This window comes from Paenibacillus sp. PSB04 (assembly GCF_025809195.1).
Classification (GTDB): Bacteria; Bacillota; Bacilli; order Paenibacillales; family Paenibacillaceae; genus Paenibacillus_AQ; species Paenibacillus_AQ favisporus.
This window is the reverse complement of record NZ_CP081301.1, coordinates 1,721,666-1,741,469: the sequence shown is the minus strand read 5'-3', so window position 1 is coordinate 1,741,469 and position 19,804 is coordinate 1,721,666. Positions and strand designations below refer to the sequence as shown.

16 protein-coding genes are annotated in these 19,804 nt (G+C 55.9%); 6 read left to right on the top strand and 10 right to left on the bottom strand.

Annotation, left to right across the window (positions count from 1 at the left end; all coding sequences use genetic code 11):
* Nucleotides 1–55: 55 nt before the first annotated feature.
* From K2F33_RS08335 to K2F33_RS08325, 3 genes are all read right to left on the bottom strand, one after another.
* Nucleotides 56–781 carry a DsbA family oxidoreductase gene (locus K2F33_RS08335; RefSeq protein ID WP_089549267.1) on the bottom strand — a complete coding sequence of 242 codons (726 nt, stop codon included), beginning with the start codon at nt 779–781 and terminating at the stop codon, nt 56–58.
* 189 nt (nt 782–970) lie between these two features.
* Complete coding sequence (locus tag K2F33_RS08330; protein WP_263881409.1) at nt 971–2,380, bottom strand: MATE family efflux transporter; 1,410 nt, start codon at nt 2,378–2,380, stop codon at nt 971–973.
* 149 nt (nt 2,381–2,529) lie between these two features.
* Nucleotides 2,530–3,477 (bottom strand): helix-turn-helix transcriptional regulator, encoded by a 948-nt coding sequence (locus K2F33_RS08325; protein ID WP_263881408.1) that lies wholly within the window; start codon nt 3,475–3,477, stop codon nt 2,530–2,532.
* Nucleotides 3,478–4,035: 558 nt separating this feature from the next.
* On the opposite strand from K2F33_RS08325, the gene K2F33_RS08320 reads away from it, so the two are divergent.
* From K2F33_RS08320 to K2F33_RS08295, 6 genes are all read left to right on the top strand, one after another.
* Nucleotides 4,036–4,926 carry a carbohydrate ABC transporter permease gene (locus tag K2F33_RS08320; protein ID WP_240913327.1) on the top strand — a complete coding sequence of 297 codons (891 nt, stop codon included), beginning with the start codon at nt 4,036–4,038 and terminating at the stop codon, nt 4,924–4,926.
* Complete coding sequence (locus K2F33_RS08315) at nt 4,927–5,811, top strand: carbohydrate ABC transporter permease (RefSeq protein ID WP_263881407.1); 885 nt, start codon at nt 4,927–4,929, stop codon at nt 5,809–5,811.
* Between the two features lie 179 nt (nt 5,812–5,990).
* Complete coding sequence (locus K2F33_RS08310; protein ID WP_076173015.1) at nt 5,991–7,376, top strand: ABC transporter substrate-binding protein; 1,386 nt, start codon at nt 5,991–5,993, stop codon at nt 7,374–7,376.
* Nucleotides 7,377–7,645: 269 nt separating this feature from the next.
* A complete protein-coding gene (locus tag K2F33_RS08305) occupies nt 7,646–8,644 on the top strand; it encodes a LacI family DNA-binding transcriptional regulator (protein WP_076173016.1) in 999 nt (332 codons plus the stop codon).
* A gap of 70 nt (nt 8,645–8,714) precedes the next feature.
* Nucleotides 8,715–9,704, top strand: a complete 990-nt coding sequence (locus tag K2F33_RS08300; protein WP_212984912.1) for an N-acetylglucosamine kinase — start codon at nt 8,715–8,717, stop codon at nt 9,702–9,704.
* 12 nt (nt 9,705–9,716) lie between these two features.
* Nucleotides 9,717–11,042 (top strand): 6-phospho-beta-glucosidase, encoded by a 1,326-nt coding sequence (locus K2F33_RS08295; RefSeq protein WP_076173018.1) that lies wholly within the window; start codon nt 9,717–9,719, stop codon nt 11,040–11,042.
* A 237-nt stretch (nt 11,043–11,279) separates the two neighbouring features.
* Here K2F33_RS08295 and K2F33_RS08290 read toward each other — a convergent pair whose 3' ends face one another.
* The 7 genes from K2F33_RS08290 to K2F33_RS08260 all read right to left on the bottom strand — a co-directional run bounded on the left by K2F33_RS08290 (nt 11,280) and on the right by K2F33_RS08260 (nt 19,680).
* Nucleotides 11,280–12,563 (bottom strand): multidrug effflux MFS transporter, encoded by a 1,284-nt coding sequence (locus tag K2F33_RS08290; RefSeq protein WP_412973974.1) that lies wholly within the window; start codon nt 12,561–12,563, stop codon nt 11,280–11,282.
* A 414-nt stretch (nt 12,564–12,977) separates the two neighbouring features.
* Entirely contained in the window at nt 12,978–13,811 is an 834-nt protein-coding gene (locus K2F33_RS08285; protein ID WP_076173020.1) for a carbohydrate ABC transporter permease, read from the bottom strand.
* Nucleotides 13,812–13,837: 26 nt separating this feature from the next.
* Nucleotides 13,838–14,716 carry a carbohydrate ABC transporter permease gene (locus tag K2F33_RS08280; protein ID WP_076173203.1) on the bottom strand — a complete coding sequence of 293 codons (879 nt, stop codon included), beginning with the start codon at nt 14,714–14,716 and terminating at the stop codon, nt 13,838–13,840.
* A 194-nt stretch (nt 14,717–14,910) separates the two neighbouring features.
* Nucleotides 14,911–16,245, bottom strand: a complete 1,335-nt coding sequence (locus tag K2F33_RS08275; RefSeq protein WP_212984910.1) for an ABC transporter substrate-binding protein — start codon at nt 16,243–16,245, stop codon at nt 14,911–14,913.
* Between the two features lie 148 nt (nt 16,246–16,393).
* Nucleotides 16,394–17,212, bottom strand: coding sequence for a response regulator transcription factor (locus tag K2F33_RS08270; protein WP_076173022.1), 819 nt, complete (start codon nt 17,210–17,212; stop codon nt 16,394–16,396).
* Nucleotides 17,190–18,875, bottom strand: coding sequence for a sensor histidine kinase (locus tag K2F33_RS08265; protein WP_318672287.1), 1,686 nt, complete (start codon nt 18,873–18,875; stop codon nt 17,190–17,192). The genes K2F33_RS08270 and K2F33_RS08265 overlap by 23 nt, the downstream gene beginning before the upstream one ends.
* A 343-nt stretch (nt 18,876–19,218) precedes the next feature.
* Nucleotides 19,219–19,680 (bottom strand): pyridoxamine 5'-phosphate oxidase family protein, encoded by a 462-nt coding sequence (locus K2F33_RS08260; RefSeq protein WP_105445264.1) that lies wholly within the window; start codon nt 19,678–19,680, stop codon nt 19,219–19,221.
* Nucleotides 19,681–19,804: the final 124 nt, after the last annotated feature.

Here is a 19,804-nt window from a genome sequence, read left to right as displayed (position 1 = left end):
TTCTTCAGCTAACAGCCTTTATTCAATTTCGGGCGACTTGCGGCAAACGCAGTGTTTACGCCTTTTTATCCGTCGGCACCTGGCAGGAGCCGTCCGTGCAGGAGAGGTCATCCCCGTCAGCACTGTTCCCCAGCAGCGTCAGCGGATGCTCCTCTTTCCAGATATTGTCCAGCGCTTCGGCAAACACCTGTGTCGGCTGGGCGCCGGAAATGCCGTATTTCTGGTTGATGACGAAGAACGGTACCCCGTTGATGCCGAGTCGTCCCGCATCTCCCTCGTCCTTGCGGACATCGTTCGTGTAAGCATCGCTCTCCAGCATGGAGGCTGCCGCAGAGGCGTCCAGCCCGATTTCGCCGGCCAGGCGCGCCAATACCGCACGGTCTCCCAAATGTTCCGAATCGGTGAAGTACGCCTTGAACAGCCGTTCCGTCATCTCATACTTCTTGCCGAACTCCCCGGCCCACTGCGTCAGACGATGCGCATCAAACGTATTGGTCGGGACCAGCGTATCGAAATTGTACGTGAGCCCCACCGTCTTGGCCTGCTCGGTCATATTGTCGTTGGCCGCCTTGGCCTGCTCCCAGCTCATGCCGTACTTGGAGGCCAGGATGCTGTGAATGTCCTTATCGTTGTCTTTCGGTGCGCCCGGGTCCAGCTCGAAGCTGCGGAACACAACCTCGACTTCATCCTTGTGTGCGAACGGCTCGAGGGCAGCCTCAAAACGGCGCTTGCCGATATAGCAGAACGGACAGGCAAAGTCCGACCATACTTCGATTTTCATATGCAAACCTCTCCTTTTCGGGTGATGTTCATTGGTTGGTAAACTGATACTTTTTCCATCACAGTAAGAGTCAAAAGAAAAGCAGTCACTCAGCTGTAACTGCATCAGGTACATTATATCGCGATTACCGGGAGCGCGCAACCTGCCTGCGCCGATCTCCCGTTATATCCAGCTTCCTTAACCTCCCGGTTAACCGGTTGTCGGCACTGTTGCCGGCACGGCCTCCGGTCCGTCCTGCGGTTCGATCAGCGCATGCTTCTCCCACGCCCGGCTCCGCCAGCGGAAATACATGATGACGGCACGGGCCCATTCGTCCGCGGCAATGGCGAGCCACACGCCGGCAAGGCCCATGTGAAGCTTGAATATGAGGAAGTATCCCAGCGGCAGAGACATGCATACCATAGACAATAGCCCCATGTACACAGGGAACCTGGCATCCCCCGAAGCGCGCAGCGAGTTGATGATGACGATGTTGACGGTGCGGCCGGTCTCAAGCACGATGCTGAGCAGGATGACCTGCGCCCCCATTTTGATAATGAGTGCATCGTCCGTAAACAAGCCCATCAGCGGAACGCGGAACAGAATAATGATCAAGTCGATGACGATTGTCGCGGCCAGCGCCCACTTCACGCTCTGGAACACCCGGGTGTAGGCGTCCTGGTTGCGTCTTTCACCGACGTAATGGCCGACCATAATGGCCGTGCCCATGCCGATCGCCATGCTGAACAAATAGATGTACATCGAGATGTTCACGGCATACTGCCGGGTGGCCATCGCTTCTGCCCCAAGGTAGGTGACGTACAGCGTGAAGGTCAGCTGGCACATTTGGTATACGATGCTTTCCAGAGCCGACGGAATGCCGACATTCAAAATTTTAAGCACAAATTTCTTCGACAGACGGATGTAATAACGCCATTCCACGTGCACTTCCATGACCCGGTACAGCAGCCAGAAGAAGATCAGCAGGCAGACCAGGCGGCTGAATACCGTCGAGATCGCCGCCCCCTGTACGCCCAGCGCCGGAAGGCCGAAATGCCCGAAGATCAGCGCGTAGTTCCCTGCCACGTGAATGATGTTCATCAGAAGCGACACGACCATCGTTTCTTTGGTGAACCCGTGGGTCCGGATCGTTGCGGCAAGGGCGTTAATGAGCGCCTGCAGGAAAATGCCGCCTCCGACGATGTGGATGTAGGACTCGGCGTACCCGTAAATTTCCCCAGTGACGTTAAGCAGGCGCAGCATCATTCCGCCGAAGGCGAGAAAAATAACGCTTAGGAGCACCCCCACGGCCAGGTTCAGCGTGATTGCATTTCCGGTCACCTGCGCCGCGTCGCTGAGCTTTTTGGAGCCCAGGTACTGGGCAACCACGATCGCCGCCCCGCTGCCGATCACCTCCAGCACGAGGATGGCGATGGATATAATTTGGTTGGCGGCGCCGACGCCGGAGACGGCATTGTCGGAAACCGAACTGAGCATCAATGTATCGACACTGCCCATCAGCATGAACAGGAACAATTCGAGAAATATAGGCCAGGTGAGGCGGACAAGACTGAGCCGTTTTTCTGACCGTGCAGAAGGCTCTTGAACAGTTGCGGTCATGAGTCAGAATTCACCTTTCTTTCAAACGTATTCTTTGAAACAAAGGTATGTTAGCACAGTTTTCATGAAAATACATGACATTTAACAGAAAAATACTGAAAATTTAATATTCTTTTTTTGGTAAGCCCTTACTTCCCCAAAAATGACCATTATTCGTACCGGGACAGCAGCTCAGCGAGTTTTTCGCGGATCAGACCGACCAGTGCCTGAGGCTCTTTCACAGTCGCATTCGTTCCCAAGCCGATAAAAAATTGGGCGTAAAACGAAAGGTCATGCTCCGGAATCATCCCGTCCACCCAGCCGGTCCCATCCTCGCGGATATGCAGCTTGGACTCCAGCCACAATTCTCCCTCGCACCGTTCCACGCCTTCCGGGGTCAGCTCCACATAGCAGCGAAGCTCCGCCGAGTCCTCCCCGTGAAATGACTTCCGATTCCCAAGATGCACATGGCTGAGGTCGGCCGCTTCAAGGCCGGTTGTATCCTCGGCGGCATCCGTAATCCGGTCGCAGCGGAACAGGCGGAAGTCCTTCCGCTGGAAGCAGTACGCCGGGCAGTACCACAGTCCCTGGCTGGCATAGATGCCGATCGGCTGGATCTGCCGAACCGAGCTGCTGCCGCGGGATTCGTAAACGATGCGCAGCACCCTCTGGTTCACGGCCCCGTCCAGCAGCACGGACAAATGGGGTGCACCCGCCCGTCTGGACGGGGTAATAAAGTCGACCCGGTTCTTCATCCGGTCGATCCGGTCGCGCACATCCCCGGGCATGTAGTGGTAAAATTTCTGAAGCGCGGACGAGCTCTCCGTCTCAAACGGGATATGCACATAATGCCGGAGACCGTGCACCGCGAAAAAAATCGCCACCGCCTCTTCCTCCGTAAAGGCGATCGGGGGCAGGATCCGTTCCTTCAGTACTTGGTAGCCGCCATGCGGCCCCACTTCCGAATATAAAGGGACGCCGAGCTCGCTCAGCTCCTGCAGGTCCCTTAGGATCGTCCGGGTGGACACCCCGAATTCGTCGGCCAGCTCCTTGACTTTAAAACGGCGCATCCGGTTAATCGTCATCATCAGGTCGAGCAGTCTTTTGGATTTGGACATGTCGGCACTCCCGTTACTGGATTTGGCGGTACACACCATCGAAAACAAATAGGGTCGGTGACAAACCTTGTCATTATTATAAACGACTATAGGAATCTGCCCAAAACATCGGCACAGCTCCGATTCCTCGTACCCCGCCAGGATCATGTAAAGGCTGCCCATGTTCCCGTTATATTAATGTTATATTTCATAACACTTTATTGCGCAACAGTGGAGACTGTGGTCTTGGGCAGGGCTAATAAAGTGAAACATGTCTTTTCTCAATCCGAAAATCACATCGCTAACCGACATAAACCCGATTTTTCGCTTGAAACCATGAAGATTTCCATGTCGAATGTAATCTTTTATGACAGGTAACGCTTACAATCCTGAAATTTAGTATTGATTATTTGCAGACCATCCACTATGATAATGGCAACAGGCAGGAGATAAAAGTTAAAGCACTTTAACTTTTAAAATTATATCCCGCTATTATAGATAAATATTTGGGGGTTAATTTGTCCCGTAAGTTAAAGCGTTTAAACTTTTATAAACTTTGTGAGAAAGGTTGATGCACCCGTGACCCATCGCGAAAGCAGGCGGCAGACGCTGTACATGTATCTGTTTATTTCCCCCTGGCTCATCGGCTTTCTGGTTTTTGCCCTGTATCCCATCTTGTCCTCGCTTTATTACAGCTTCACGGACTACGACATCATTCACCCGCCCCAGTTTATCGGCCTGGCCAATTATGCGGAGATGTTCGGCAATGATCTGTTCTGGAAATCCGTCACCGTGACGCTGAGGTATACGCTTATCAGCGTGCCGATCCAGCTGCTGCTGGCCCTTGGATTCGCCCTGCTGCTGAACCAGAAGATCCCGCTGCGCGGATTTTTCCGGACCGCGATGTATTTCCCGAGCATGGTATCCGGCGTGGCGATGTCGCTGCTCTGGTACTGGATTTTCAACCCGCAGATCGGGCTTTTCAACTACATGCTCTCCTGGTTCGGCATCAAAGGTCCGGCCTGGCTCATGAACCCGGACACGGCTCTATACGCCTTGATGATTATGTCCTTCTGGACGGCGGGCTCGGGCATGATCCTCTTTCTGGCGGGACTGCAGGGCGTTCCGGCGAGCCTCGTGGAAGCCGCCAAGCTGGATGGGGCGGGACGCTTCAAAGTTTTTCTCCATGTCACCCTGCCGATGATCTCGCCTGTTCTGCTGTTCCAGCTGATTATGGGCATGATCGATTCCTTCCAGGTGTTTACCCAGGCTTTTGTCATGACCCAGGGCGGCCCGAACTACTCTACCTGGTTCTACGTCTACAACCTGTACACCAGCGCCTTTAAAGAGTACCGCGCCGGCTATTCCTCCGCCTTGGCCTGGGTGCTGCTCGTCGTCGTCATGCTTTTTACCGCGCTCGTGATGAAGCTGTCGAACCGATACGTTCACTACGAAGGAGGCAAACGCTAGATGAGTACCCTTCCTGCCGCCGGCCCGCACGCGGACAACGCCGTCCCCAAGCGGCGGCGCAGCACTGACCCCGTAGGCATTGTCAGCTTTATCGCGCTGGTCGTTACCACCTTTCTGATGCTGCTGCCCCTGTTCTTCATGGTATCGACATCGCTGAAGTCGAAGAAGGAAATGCTGAAGTTTCCGCCGACCTTTCTGCCGGAAAGCTGGCAGTGGAGCAATTACAAGGAGATTTTCGATACACTCTCCTTCGGCACGATGTACATGAACAGCCTGATTATCGGCGTTCTTACCGTGATCGGAACGCTGCTCTCCTCAGCGCTCGCGGCCTACGGCTTTGCCAGATACCGCGGCAAGGGGAGCAACACGTGGTTCCTGCTCATGCTGAGCACGATGATGCTGCCCTACCCGGCCATCATGATTCCCCAGTTTATCCTCTTCTCGAAGCTGAACTGGATCGACACGTTCCTGCCGCTGATCGTCCCGGCGTTCTTCGGCTCAGCGTACAACATCTTCCTGCTGCGCCAATTCTTCTCGACGCTCCCTGAAGAGCTGTTCGACGCCGGGCGCATCGATGGCTGCAGCGAGTTTCGCATGTGGCGTCAAATCGCCCTCCCGCTTTCGGGACCGGCGCTCGCCACCGTAGCGATCTTCGCTTTCATCTACAGCTGGAACGATCTGCTGACGCCGGTGCTGTACCTGAGCTCCACCGAGAAATTCACGCTGCCGGTCGGTATGGCATCCCTAACGTCATCCCGCTTCCGGATTCCGCCGTGGCACCTGCTGATGGTCGCCTCCGTGCTGGCCATGCTGCCGATCGTGACGCTGTTCGCAATAGCCCAGAAGCGGTTCGTCGAGGGCATCGTGCTCACCGGGATCAAGTAATGGCACGGATCTATCGGAAGCCCCGTCGTCCCGGCAGTCATCCTCAAGCCCCACCGGGGCGCCGTCGAAGCCGGCATGCAGCAAGCACCTTCCCCACAGGACTAGCAAGCCGGCTTTTACTTCAACAAGTTCAGACAGCAGCAGCACCCATTACATGAAGGCAATGGAGGTATCGTTTCATGAACAAGAACAGGAAAAGATCAGGTTTTGCCCTTCTTCTGACGACGCTAATGCTGGTTGCCGCCGCGCTGTCCGGCTGCAGCGGCGGCAAATCGGCGGGCGATGTGGTTTCCGGAGGCGAGAGCTCCGCAGGGGGCGATAAAGGCGGCACAGTGACGATTACCCACTACACGATCGACTCGGAGGACCGCACGTTCGTCGAGAAGCTGATTCCCGACTTTGAAGCAAAGCACCCGAATATTAAGGTCAAGGTCGAAAAAGCGCCTTACGAGCAGTTTGACAGCAAGCTGCAGACGCTGATCGCCGGCGGCAAGTCCCCGGACGTCACAAGCCATTACGGCTACGGTGGATTTGCGGAATACTACAACAAGGATATGCTGCTGGATCTGACGGACATCATCCAGGAGGACGGCTTCAAGGCCGGAGATTACGGCATTCCGGACAACCTGATGAGCATCTACAAGGTAAAGGACCGCACTTACGGCATTCCGGTCAATATGTATGTCACGCTGATGCTCTACAACAAGGATATGTTCGACGCGGCGAAGGTGCCTTATCCGCCAAGCGATTATGAGGACAAGAGCTGGACGTTCGACAAAATGGTCGAAGACGCCAAGAAGCTGACCGTTATTTCGGACGACATCGCCAAAACCCAGTACGGCGTGGACTTTACCTGGGCTGAGCGCGATAACCGCCCTCTCTACTTCGGGGCCGAGCCTTATTCGGAAGACACCTGGACCAACGGCGGCGTTCCATCCGCTACCCATTTCGATTCGCCGGAAGTGATGGCGGCGTATAACAAGCTGTTCGGTTTGATTTTCAAAGAGAAGGTCTCCCCGACGACCGAGTGGAGCAAGAGCGTCGCCGGTCAGAACGGTGATCCCTTCGTCGCCGGCAAAATCGGCATGTCCGTCGGCGGTTCGTGGAACCTGGCTGGGGCCAACGATTTTCCGTTCAAAGTGGGCGTAGCGGCTGTGCCTTGGGGCGGCAACGACAAGGTGCGCAGCACGCTGTACGTCGATCCGCTCATGATCCTGAAAGGTTCCAAGCATCCGAAGGAAGCTTTTGAATGGATCAAGTATCTGGTCACCGCCGACGTGCAGGAGAAATCCATCGAGCTCAGCGGAGGCAACCCGCCGGTCAACACGCAGGCAGCAGAAGCTTATTACCAACATTTTGAGGGCGTCGACCCGCAGGATATTAAGAACGTATACGAAGGCGCCATTAAATACGGTTTCGAGTCCTATAACCACCTGATCACGAACTACTCGCAAATCAACGACATGTTCATTAACGAGATGCAGCCGATCGAAAGCGGGCATAAGACGGTGGAAGAAGTCATGCCGACGATTCAGAAGAAGCTGCAGGAGATCATCAAGCGGTAAACGGAAAGTTTGTGGAACATAAATAGAGAAATTTCCCCTTCCATCATAAAAATGTCCTCCTCGGTGGAGTGGGCCATCATTTTATAATGTAGATATTCGATTCAATTCAATTCGGTATACCTTTTTACGGCGTATCGGCGATCGGATGCCGTCCTCTGCGGGGCGGTATCCGGTTTATGCCATCCCATGCTTCGCGGACAGACTTCCGTCCATGTATACTAGGGATAAGTTTATAGGTTCGGAAAAATCTGCCCAAGGAGAAATGAGAGATGAAAGTAAGTATTTTTGACGTTGCCAAAAAATCAGGACTGTCCGTTGTAACGGTATCCCGTGTGTTGAACGGAGCCGAAACCGTCCGGGAAAAAAACCGGCAGAAAGTGCTCGATGCGATCAAAGAGCTGGGATACCACCCGAACGCCGCCGCCCGGAGCCTTGCCCGCGGAAAAACCGGCATCATCGGCCTTATTGTAACGACCCTGCAGGATTCCTTCTTCGATGCCGTTGTCAAAGAGCTGAACGAAGTGTTAGCGCTTCACGGCTACTACCTGGCCATTTCGGTATCGACGGGCATCGGTTCGGACGAGAGCCATTACCTGATTCAGGAGGACCGGGTGGACGGGCTCATTCTGCTCTCCCCCATGGAAGAAGACAACTATATCGTGGAATTGAAAAAACGCGGCATTCCATACGTACTGATCGACAATCAGAAGCCTGAAAACGACAATTTCTCGGTGACGATCGACAACTTCAAGGGCGGCTATGCGGCAGCAAGCCATCTGCTCGATAACGGATATACGTCCATCGCCCATTTGTGCGGACAGGAGATGTTCCGAAGCACCCGGGAGAGACGCGACGGATTTATGCAGGCGCTGTCAGAACGGGGGCTTGCCCCCTTTGAAATCGTAAACGGAGACTTTGAAATCCGGTTCGGCTACGAAACGGCCGTACGGTGGCTGAAGGAAGGGCAGCTTCCGCAAGCGGTCTTCGCCGGCGACGACAATATCGCCCTCGGCGTGGTGAACGCGCTGATGGAAGCGGGCGTTCAGGTGCCCGGCCAGGTAGCCGTCGTTGGCTATGACGACCAGACCATATCCTCCCAGCTTCATCCGTATCTGACGACGGTACGCCAGCCGGCAGACCGGATCGGCATCGCCGCAGCCGACATGCTGCTGAAGCGGATCGACGGTACGATGAAGCGCGGAGCCAACTTAAAAATCGATCCGGAGCTCATCGTCCGGGAGTCGTCCGTTCCTGGGCGTCGAGCCTGACTTTAGTTACCCGGCTCCGGATCATCATGTACAGCAAAAGCATGAATTGATCATATAGGAGTGACGACTATTGGCTTACTATTTGGGAATCGACGGGGGAGGCACCAAAACTTATGCCCTGCTCACCGACGAGCAGGGGCAAGTGCTCGGCAAAGGCCAGAGCGGCAACGGGAATCACCAGATTGACGCCGCCGTGGCCGCCGAGAGCATCCGGAGCGCCGCTTTCGGTGCCATCGCCGACGCCGGGCTGCAGCTTGCGGACATCCGCCACACCTTCTTCGGCCTGGCGGGAGCCGACCGTGAGCCGGACTACCGGATCCTGCATCCCATGATCCGAAATATGGGCTTCACGGATTATTCGGTCGACTGTGATACCGTCATCGGCCTCCGGGCCGGGACGAAGCGGCCGTACGGGGTCGCCCTCATCTGCGGCACAGGCACCAATGCCGCCGGCCGGAATCCGCAAGGCGAGCATGTGCAGTGCGGCGGCTTCGATTACATGTACGGCGATTTTGGCGGAGGCGGAGCCCTGAACATCGAGGTGTTCCGCTCCGTCATCCGCGCTTGGGACGGACGCGAGCAGCCGACGCAGCTGACGGAGCTGCTGTTGTCCCTGCTGGGCTACGATACCGTCGGCGAGATGTTCGACGATTTCTACGACAACCAGCGCAGCGTGCCCGTAGACGCCGCACGTCTGCTGTTTGCAGCTGCTGCCGGCCAGGATGCGGTGGCGCTGGAAATTTTGAACCGCCAAGGTGTGGAGCTCGGCAAATCGGCCGCTGCCGTCATCCGCAGGCTCGGTATGGAGAACGAGGCCTTTGATGTGGTGCTTGCCGGCAGCCTCCTGACGCGGGGTGACCGCGGATGGATCCGCGGCCCGATTGAGCAGGCCGTCCGAGCCGTTGCACCAGCGGCCTCGGTCGTGACGCTCGCGACGGAGCCGGTCGTCGGCGCCGTGTGGGCGGCTATGGAGGCGGACGGTCTAACGATTCCGGAACAGGTCTATGAGCAGATGCGGCTGTTCCGCGATTTTGAACATATTCACCAAACTACCCGATAGGAGTGAAGGATCATGACTTCAAAGCAGGGGTTGAAAATAGCTGTAATCGGCGGGGGCTCCTCGTATACGCCGGAGCTGGTGGAAGGGTTTATCCTGCATCACCGCGAGCTTCCGGTCCGCGAGCTGTGGCTCGTCGATATCGAGCCAGGTCTCCGGAAGCTGAACATCGTCGGCAGCCTGGCGAAGCGGATGGTCGAGAAATCCGGGCTGCCGATTGAGGTGCATCTGACCACCGACCGCCGCAAAGCGATCGAGGGCGCCGACTTCGTCAGCACCCAAATGCGCGTAGGCATGCTGGATGCCCGGGGACGCGACGAATCGATTCCGCTCAAGTACGGGGTCATCGGTCAGGAAACGACCGGTCCCGGCGGCATGATGAAGGCGCTGCGCACGATCCCGGTCCTGCTCGATATTTGCCGGGATATGGAGGAGCTGGCGCCAAACGCCTGGCTGCTTAACTTTACCAACCCGGCCGGCATGGTCACCGAAGCCATCCTGAAGTATTCCAACGTTCGCAGCATTGGGTTATGCAACGCGCCCATCGGCCTGATCAAGCAAACTTCCGCCAAATACCAGGTCGCTCCTGACCGGGTCTACGCTGAGTTTGTGGGTCTGAATCATCTTCACTGGGTCACCCGCGTCGATGTCGAAGGCGAAGACAAACTCGATGAACTGCTCGCCGATACCGCCGGCTACAGCGCTTCGAACGTGCCGGCCCGCGAATGGAATCCCGAGTTCCTGCAGTCGCTGCGCGCCCTGCCTTCCTATTATTTAAAATATTTTTACATGACGGACGCGATGCTGGAGGAGCAGCTCGAGTCCTTCCATCAGGGCATCAACCGCGCCGAGGTCGTGAAGCGGGTCGAAGAGGAGCTGTTCGAGCTGTACAGCGACCCGGATCTGAAGGAGAAGCCGAAGCAGCTGGAACAGCGCGGCGGCGCCTTTTACTCCGAAGCCGCCGTCAACCTGATGCGGTCGCTCTATAACGGCACCAATGACATCCAGACGCTGAATGTGGCCAACCGCGGGACACTGCCGTTCCTGCCCGAGGACGCCAGCATTGAGGTCAACTGCGTCGTAACGAACAACGGGCCGCTCCCGCTGCCTGTGACGCGCATCCCGCGGATGGCCGTCGGCCTGATCCAGGCCGTCAAAACCTATGAGCAGCTCGCCATCGACGCCGCGGTAACCGGTGACCGCGGGCTGGCGATCCAAGCGCTGGCCCATCACCCGCTTGTGCCGTCGGTCGAAGTAGCCATCAAGATGCTGGATGAGATGCTGGAGGCCAACAAAGAATACTTGCCGCAGTTTTTCGGGAAAACACCGGCTCATCCCTAAGGCAGAGGGATGGTCTCAAGGGATGAGGGGATGACCGTGACGCCTGTCTGCGGAAAGCCCCTTCTCCTTTTCCGTGAAAATAAATGCAGATTGGCAATACTGCTGCTGCAAAGCACACAAAAAAACCTTGAACGGCACGTTCCCGTTCAAGGTTTTTTTCAGTCCGCGCCGCGCAGCGGCACGCAGTGAAGGCGGCCCGGTGGCCGCCTCCCAGCCATGCCTGCAGCGATCCCGGCGTCACAGCCCTGCCGAGGCGTCCGCCGAGCCGGCTTGGCTGGCATGCGTGTGCCTGCGCACCAGCAGCACGTAGCACAGCACGGCGCCGACGTCCGCGCAGGCGATGACGATGCCCATCGGCAGGGCCGAAGTGCTGCCTCCGATGCCTACGAGCGGGCTGACGATCCCGCCGAAGATGTAGGAGAGCAGCCCGAGCAGCGCCGAGGCGCTGCCTGCCGAGCGGCCGTAATCCTGCAGAGCCAGCGAGGAACCTGCGGTTCCGACGATGCCGACGCAGGATACGACCACGAACAGCGGCGGCAGGATCGCCGCAAGGCCTGCCCCGGCAGCGAGCAGGATCAGCAGCAGCACGCCGCCGATCGTCGCCAGGGTAATGCCGGTCACGAGCAGCTTTTTCTCGCTGACGCGTCCGGCCAACCGGCCGGTGATCTGCCCCGCGATAATGATCCCGAGCCCGTTCGTGGCGAAGATCACGCTGAACATTTGCGGGGATACCCCGTAGATTTCCTGCAGTACGAACGGCGAGCCGGAAATGTAGGCAAACATCGCGGCCGATATGAAGCCCGAGCTGAGCGCCAGGCCCATGAACTTGCCGTCGCGCAGCAGCTTGCCGAACGTCTTCACCGTGCCCAGCGTCCCGCCGCCGGAGCGGTTGCCGGGCGCCAGCGTTTCCGGCAGCCCGAGCATAACGGCCAGCAGCATGGCGACCCCAATGGCGGTCAGCACGATAAATACGCCGCGCCACGAAGTCACTTGAAGCAGCTGCCCGCCCAGGATCGGCGATAGAATCGGCGCCGCGCCATTCACCAGCATCAGCATGGAGAAAAACTTGGTCAGCTCGCTTCCGGAGTACATGTCCCGGACGATCGCCCTCGAAATGACAATGCCCGCCGAACCGGCAATGCCCTGGATAAACCGCAGCAGAATCAGCAGCTCAATCGACGGGCTGAAGGCGCACAGCAGCGACGAAACCCCGTACACCACCATCCCGATCATCAGCGGCGTGCGGCGTCCCCTCACATCGCTGATGGGCCCCGCCAGCAGCTGGCCTACCGCAAGCCCGATGAGGCAGGACGTCAAGCTGAGCTGGGTCAGCGAGGCCGTCGTGTGCATCGACTTGGCCATTTCCGGCAAAGACGGCAAATACATATCAAGTGAAAACGGACCGAAGGCCGACAGCGCCCCCAGCACAATAATCATCCAGATCCGGTTCGCGCCCGGTCCGGAAGCAGCTGCGGCCGCAGAGCCGCCTGCCTTCGCATCCGTATGTGAACGTTTATTCATAAGTTCTAACTTGTTCCCCCTCTGTGTTCCCTGCTCCGATGCATGACCTTTATAAAGTAAATTCTCTTCACTAGAAAGATTGAACTAAAGTATAGAGTATCATATTTCCCCCGCAAAATGAGCGGCTTGCCTATATTTCCAGAAGCATGCCCTCCCCTTCAACCGTCTCCCCATACCGCTATCCCCATGTCCTTGGCGCTCGTTCACCCCGCCTTTTTGGCATCTTACGTCTACAAAGAAAAACAGCCTGGCCAAAGAAATTTGGCCACGCTGCGGCGACTTGCTAACAAATACGTTTAACGACATCTTTTCTAAGAAGACAGACCGCGTTTAGCGGAAGTTTTTACCTGCGAAATAATGAAGTTTTGCCCAGGAAGTCAATGCTTTCTTATCTCCAACCATGGACACAAACCGTTAACCCTTGATCCCCGACAGCGTTACGCCCTCGATGATATACCGCTGGCCGATAATATACACAATCAGCACCGGAATCAGCGCAATCGAGGCGCCGGCCATCATGAGCGTCCAGTCCGTGGAATACATGCCGCGGTACAGGTTCAGCATCATCGGGACGGTGAATTTTTCGGGAGTGTTCAGGAAAATGAGTGGATAGAAGAAGCTGTTCCACATGCCGAGGAACGTGAAAATGCCGAGCGCCGACAAAGCCGGCTTCACCAGGGGCAGCATGATCCGCGCATAAATCGTCCAGCGGTTGGCACCGTCCACGATGGCGGCCTCCTCCATCTCCTTCGGAATGCCTCTGAAAAACTGACGCAGCAGGAACACGCCAAAGGCGTTAAACAGCGCGGCGGGCACAATGATCGACAAGTGCGAGTCGAGCCAGCCGATGCTTTTCATCATCAAGTACAGGGGAATGATCGTGACTTGCCCCGGCACCATCATCGTCGCCAGAAACAGGACGAAGAGGGGCTCCCGGAAAGGAAAGCGGATCTTGGCAAACGCGTAAGCCGCCATCGAGCAGGTGAACAGCTGTGAAGCAACGACGATGATGTTGATATAGAAGCTGTTGAAATACGCCCTTCCGAAGGGCAAAGCCGTCAACGAGGTTTTGAAATTGGACCACACGAACGGATCGGGAATCCATTTGGGCGGCACGATAAACACTTGAGACAGATCCTTGAGCGAGCTGAGCAGCATCCATACAAACGGCAGTGCCATAATGCACGCGCCGATCAGCAATATAATGTGAAGCAGGACGGTGGACAAACGTAGTCCTCTGGTCTGCATGCGTTCTCCTCCTTATCCGGTCGATTCTAGTCCTCGTAATGGACCCAGCGTTTGGACATTTTCATTTGGAACAGCGTCAGCGCCAAGATCATGATGAACAAAATGACTGCGGTCGCCGTGCTTTTCCCGAACGTAAAGTCCACGAACGCCGAATCGTAAATGTGAAACACGATCGTATAGCTCGCTTTCGCGGGCCCGCCGGAGGTCATGACGAACGACTGGTCGAACACCTGAAACGAACCGATGATCGTCATAATCGTCACGAAAAAGGTCGTCGGAGACAGCAGCGGAACGGTTATATTGACAAACTGCTGCCACTTGCTGGCGCCGTCAATCTGTGCCGCTTCGTAATAGCTGGCGGATATGCCCTGCAGCCCGGCCAGGAACAAGACCATATTCCCGCCAAGCCCCATCCACACGCTGAGCATGGCGATCGACGGCATGACAAACCGCGTGTCGGTCAGCCAGCGGGGACCGTCGATCCCGAACCATTCCTTCAAATACAGGTTGATCAACCCGAAATCGGCGTTAAACAGCCACATAAAGACGACGGCGACCGCCACTGACATCGTAATGTTCGGCATAAAATAAATGAGTCTGTAGATCAGCTTGCCTTGTACCCGGTTCAGGCCCACCGCGATGAGCATCGCCAGAATAATGCCCGTAGGCACGGTTAGCACCGTATAATACAGCGTGTTGACCACGGCGATCCGGAAATCCTCATCCTTGAACGTGTTGATGAAGTTATCCAGTCCGACAAACTGCTTCTCCCCCATCCCGTCCCATTTCATCATGCTGAGCACGAAAGCCGAAATCAGGGGAATTAAGGAGAACAGCAGCAGTCCGACCAATTGGGGGAAAATAAAGACGTAGCCCCATATGCCATCCGATGTCTTGCTCGTCATAGCGGTCTTCCGTTTGTTGTCCGGCTGCAAGGCCGGCGCAGAAGCCGTTCGATCGGCCGTCTGATTCTGCATAAACATCCACCTTCCTCTTGCGAATTACGCCTTATGAAGCGCTGGCCGCCAGCCGCCGGCCGGCATGGAAAGAGGGAAGGAACGCTGCGCTGTGCCCTGCGCTCCTTCCCTCCGGACCTTCGTTATTTTCCGTTTTTATAATCGTCGATTTTTTTGTTGGCCATTTCCTGGATGTCTTTAAGCGATGCGTCCAACTCGCCGTTCTTAAGCCACAATGCCTCGAACTTGGAAGTAATATCCGTGCTCAATCCTGGGATGCCGGCCTCGAACGGAGTCAGCGAATAACCTACCTCACGGGCATCGAGGAACAGCTGCGCATGCTCCGGCAGATTGCCTTCCAGAACGACGTCATCCACGCCTTGAACGGACGGTACGGCATTACCCCCGCCTTGCAGACGGAACTTCTGGCCATCCGAGCTCAGGAATTCGGAGTAGAAGGTATAGGCGGCGTCTTTATGCTTCGATGCGCTGTTCATGACCAGGAATGCCGTCGGAATTCCAGCCGGTTCAATCTTGTTCCCGGTGTTCGTCGGCCAGGTCACGACATCGTACTCCAGGCTGGAGTTTTTCTTGAACAGCGGCAGATACCAGCGTCCGGCTCCGACGAATCCGACTTGGTTGGACATAAACATGGCGTCACCGCCCTGCCCCTTCGGCAGCGTACCGGCAAACGTAATATTTTTCTCCTTCACGTTATCGTACAGGAACTGGAACGCTTCCTTCGACTTTGGATCGTCATAGCCGATGAACTTGCCGTTGTCGTCGTAAACTTTGCCGCCGTTGGACGTTACCCAGCTGTAATAGCTGTTCCAGGAGTTATCCAGCACGTATCCGTACTTTTTCGAGTCGCGGATTTTCTCCACCATGCCTTTGAACGCGTCCCAGGTCCATTGACCCTTCGCCTGAAGATCGGCCGGCATCTCCGTAATTCCCGCGTCGTTCAGCACTTTCTTGTTGTACCACAGCACCATCGGATTGCAGTCGACCGGCACGCCGTAGATTTTGCCGTCACGCTTGGCCGCGCCCCACAGCCCTTCGAAGTAGTCGTCCGGTTTGATTTTGCTGTCTGCCGCCGTCATTCTCGGCGTTACTTCCTCGATGCTTTTGTTCTCGATCAGTTTCACGACGAAGCCATCGCCGGCATAAAACACGTCAGGGGCGGTTCCCCCCGTCAGCTGTGTCAAAATTTTCTGGTCGTATTCTCCCGGAATCGGAATCAGCTCCGCCTCAATGTCCGGATGCCTCGAGTTGAAATCTTTCGTAAACTCTTGGAAGCGGGTCAGCTCTCCGGGGTTCCCCCAGGTCGCCCATTTAATCTTGACCTTCTCCCCGCTGCCTTTGCCGTCTTCCGCCACCGCTCCCTGGTTATCGCTGCTGCCGCCACCCGATCCGCATGCCTGCAGCACAACCGACGCCAACAATACCACCGCTAGCAAGGACTTTCTGAGCTTCTTCATTTCTTTACTCCCCCATTCAAAAGAGTAGTCATCGGATTAGCACCTTGGTGTGAAAACGCTTACGTGATTATTATAAAACGGCGCCCTTCGCCTTTTGAACGGCACATATTTCCGAAATCGTGTCATGTTTTCCTGTGTTTTTGACACCTCACCTGCGCGGCATGCCCTGGAATTCCGCCGGCGTCAGTCCGACGACCTTTTTGAACTGCTTGCTGAAATGCTTGGTATCATTGAAGCCGGACATCTCCGCGACCTCATATACCTTCAGCGTTGGATTTTGCAGAAGCTCCTTGGCCCGGTTCACCCGCAGCGTAATCAAGTAATCGATGAAATTGTGTCCGGTGACCCGCTTGAACATTTCACTGAAGTAGTTGCGGCTGACGCACACCTTGTCGGCAACCTGCTGCAGAGAAATCGACTCTGTAAAATGCTCCGAAATATACTCGACCGCCTGCTGGACGATCCGTTGGTGCAGCGATTTATCCGGAGGCGGACAATCCGCAGGGAGGGGCAGCGGCATCACGGCAACCGCCGGATCTGCGCTGTTTTTTTCTTTGTACTGCTCCAGAATGCGATGATCCTCCTTCTCCTTCTGCAGGCTGTGGCGCATTTCGTACAGCACCGTTTTCAGCGATTCCGCACTCAGCATCGGCTTTAAAATATAGTCAAAGGCACCCAGCCGGATCCCTTCGCGGACGTACTCGAAGTCGCTGTGGCAGCTGAGCAGGAGCACCTTGACCCAAGGACAGATTTCCCTCGTCCTGCGCGCCAGCTCAAGCCCATCCATGACTGGCATGGCAATATCGGTAATCAGAATGTCGATCTCCTTGCTTTCGACCCATTTCATCGCCCGCTGGCCGTTGGAGGCTTCTCCCACCAGCTCGAATCCGTTGACTTCCCATTCAAAAGTAGACCGAATCCCCATTCTTGCGATGGCTTCATCATCAACCAACAGCACTTTGTACATCCTGATCCCCCTTTAAATTTGAAAAAGTAATCGTGACCTCCGTCCCCTGCATGAGCTCGCTGGTCACACTGACCCCGTATCCGCTGCCGTAATACAGCCGAATCGTTTGGTGCACATGGCGCAGCCCGATGTTGGTCATCCCCCGGTGATGATGGGCACGCTCGTCGGCGAAGATGTGGCCCAGCCGCTCTTCGCTCATACCTACACCGTCGTCGGCGATGCTGACGATGATCTCCTCCCCCTCTTGCCGTGCACGGATCTCAATCGTGCCCGGTTCGTCTTTGGGCGCGATGCCGTGGAAGACCGCGTTCTCCACGATCGGCTGCAGCAGCATGCGCGGAATCGGAATTTGCTTCAGCTCATCGGGACAATCGATAAGCAGGGTGATGGCATTGTCATACCGGTACCCTTGAATGACCATGTATTTCTGCAGCAGGTCCAGCTCCTCACCTAACTGGATAAAGACGCCGCTGCGCCCCATACTGACCTCGAGCAGCTGGACGAGCGAGGTGACGGCCTGGTCGACATCGTTCGTACGGTTCAGCTTGGCCAGCCAGCGGATCGAATTCAGCGTGTTGTACAGAAAATGCGGATTGATCTGGTACCGAAGCGCCCGGATTTCGGCCTTCTTCTTCTCGGATTCCTCCTTGGCAATCCGCTCAATGAGCAGCTCGATCTGTTCGATCATCTTGTTGAAGCTGCGGCCCAGCTGGCCGATTTCGTTGCGTCCGACGCTGCGGCTGCGGATGGTCAGGTCGCCGGCTTCCCCTTTGCGCATCAAGCGGCTCAAGTTGACGAGCGGATTTCCGATTCTGCGTGTAACGTAGTAGCCCATACCGATCGCCAGCACGATCGAGCAGAGGGTAATTAACACCGTCAGGTTGCGGATGCTGGCCGAATCGGCTGTCATCTCCTCCAGCGGCACGACGCCGACGACGCGCCAGTCGTTGTCGAGCAGCTCGGGAATCATCAGCGTATTCCGCCGTCCTTCGCGCAGCTGCGTCTTCCGGGCCGGCAGCGGCAGCTTCGACGTTTGGCCGTACTCGTCCGGGTCGGGATGGTAGAAATACTGATTCCGGTCGTTGACGATGTAGACGTATCCCGTATCGCCGAATTGAACGCGGTTCAGCTCATCGATCAGCACGTTCCCCATCACCTCGACAAACATGACGCCGATAATTTCGCCGGTCTCCCAGCTGCGGATGGCCCTGCCGAGACCAAACACCGGGAAGCCCATCCCGGTCTTTTTCAGGTATGAGGTTTCGGAGAGCCCAAACCATACGGTATTGCCGTTCGCCTTCAAAATGGCTTTGTACCAGTCGGAATCCCACTGATTCGGAATCGACATAAGCGAGTCTGCGCTGAGCACCGAGTTTTTGCCTTTGACATCAAAAATATAAATATCGAGAATTTCCGGTGAATTGATCATAATCGAGGTCAGCATATCTTTACCGTCCTTCACCTTGAGCGTCGTTTCATAGGCGTTGTCGCCCTGCCTTTGCTCCAAAATGTTGTGGACGATTTTGCTGTTTAATACCATCATCGAGGAGTCATCCAGTTTCTTGAAAAACATATTCAGCTTGTCGCTGACCTGCACGATCGTTAGCGCGGCCACCTTGCTGACCTGCTGTTCAACGATCAAGGACGATTTGTGGTAGGACAAAAAACCTCCTATAAGGACAGGAAGAGTCATCCCGAAGAAAAAGAAGAGGAAGAGCTGCACGACAATCGAGTGTAGCGGGGGAAAGCGCGTGAGGAGCCAGGATCTCATATGCGAATCACCCTCTTTTTCCAAGTGTGAATTTCGTAATGTTATTGTATATACGAATGATTGCGCTTTCAAAGGCATGTTGCATAAATTCCGAACAAAGCACGAAAGATCAGAAGAAAAGCCCTAACGGCGTAAACTCATGATAGCTGAACCGCGTTATACGGCATCCGCAGACCAGGCAGCTGCCCAGTCCGGGGATGCGCGGAAGCGCCTTTATCGGCATTCGGCTGCCTTTCTACAACCTTAGCTCGGCTAACGTTTCATACCAGCGGGTGAGCACAGCTTCGGGCTCCTTAAAGTCGACCTGGATGCCGGACCTAATGTCCGCATACGCGGCCACGTCCGCTCGTACGGATAGGATGTCCGCCTCAAAACGCTCCCGTGGATGCTTGGCTGCGGGAAGCACCGGCAGAAGTCTCAGCGCAAGCTTTACGTAATAGGCCTTACCGGAGTAGACCAGAACGAGCGTCGCTTTTCCCGTACGAATCATGTTTCGGGTCGTCGCGGTTCCGTTCCACATGGCCAGCCGGACCTGCCCCCGGTCCAGGGCGACGATCTCGCCTACACTGATCATGGCCGTATGCGGCCAGCCCTCCTCCGTTACGGTCATCAGCATCATCGCCTCATGCTGCTTCGTGATCAGCTCCCTGCCGTCCAGCAGCTCGTACAGCTCGTCCGGAAGTTCCGCCGTCTCCATGTATTTCATTGACTGACACCTCCTTTCTTCCCTGTAGTTCTCCTATTGTACTCTATGAAACAAACGATGGCTGTATAAAAAGAAACAACGTAAGCTCAGGCGATCCTCCACCGTTATCGCCCCG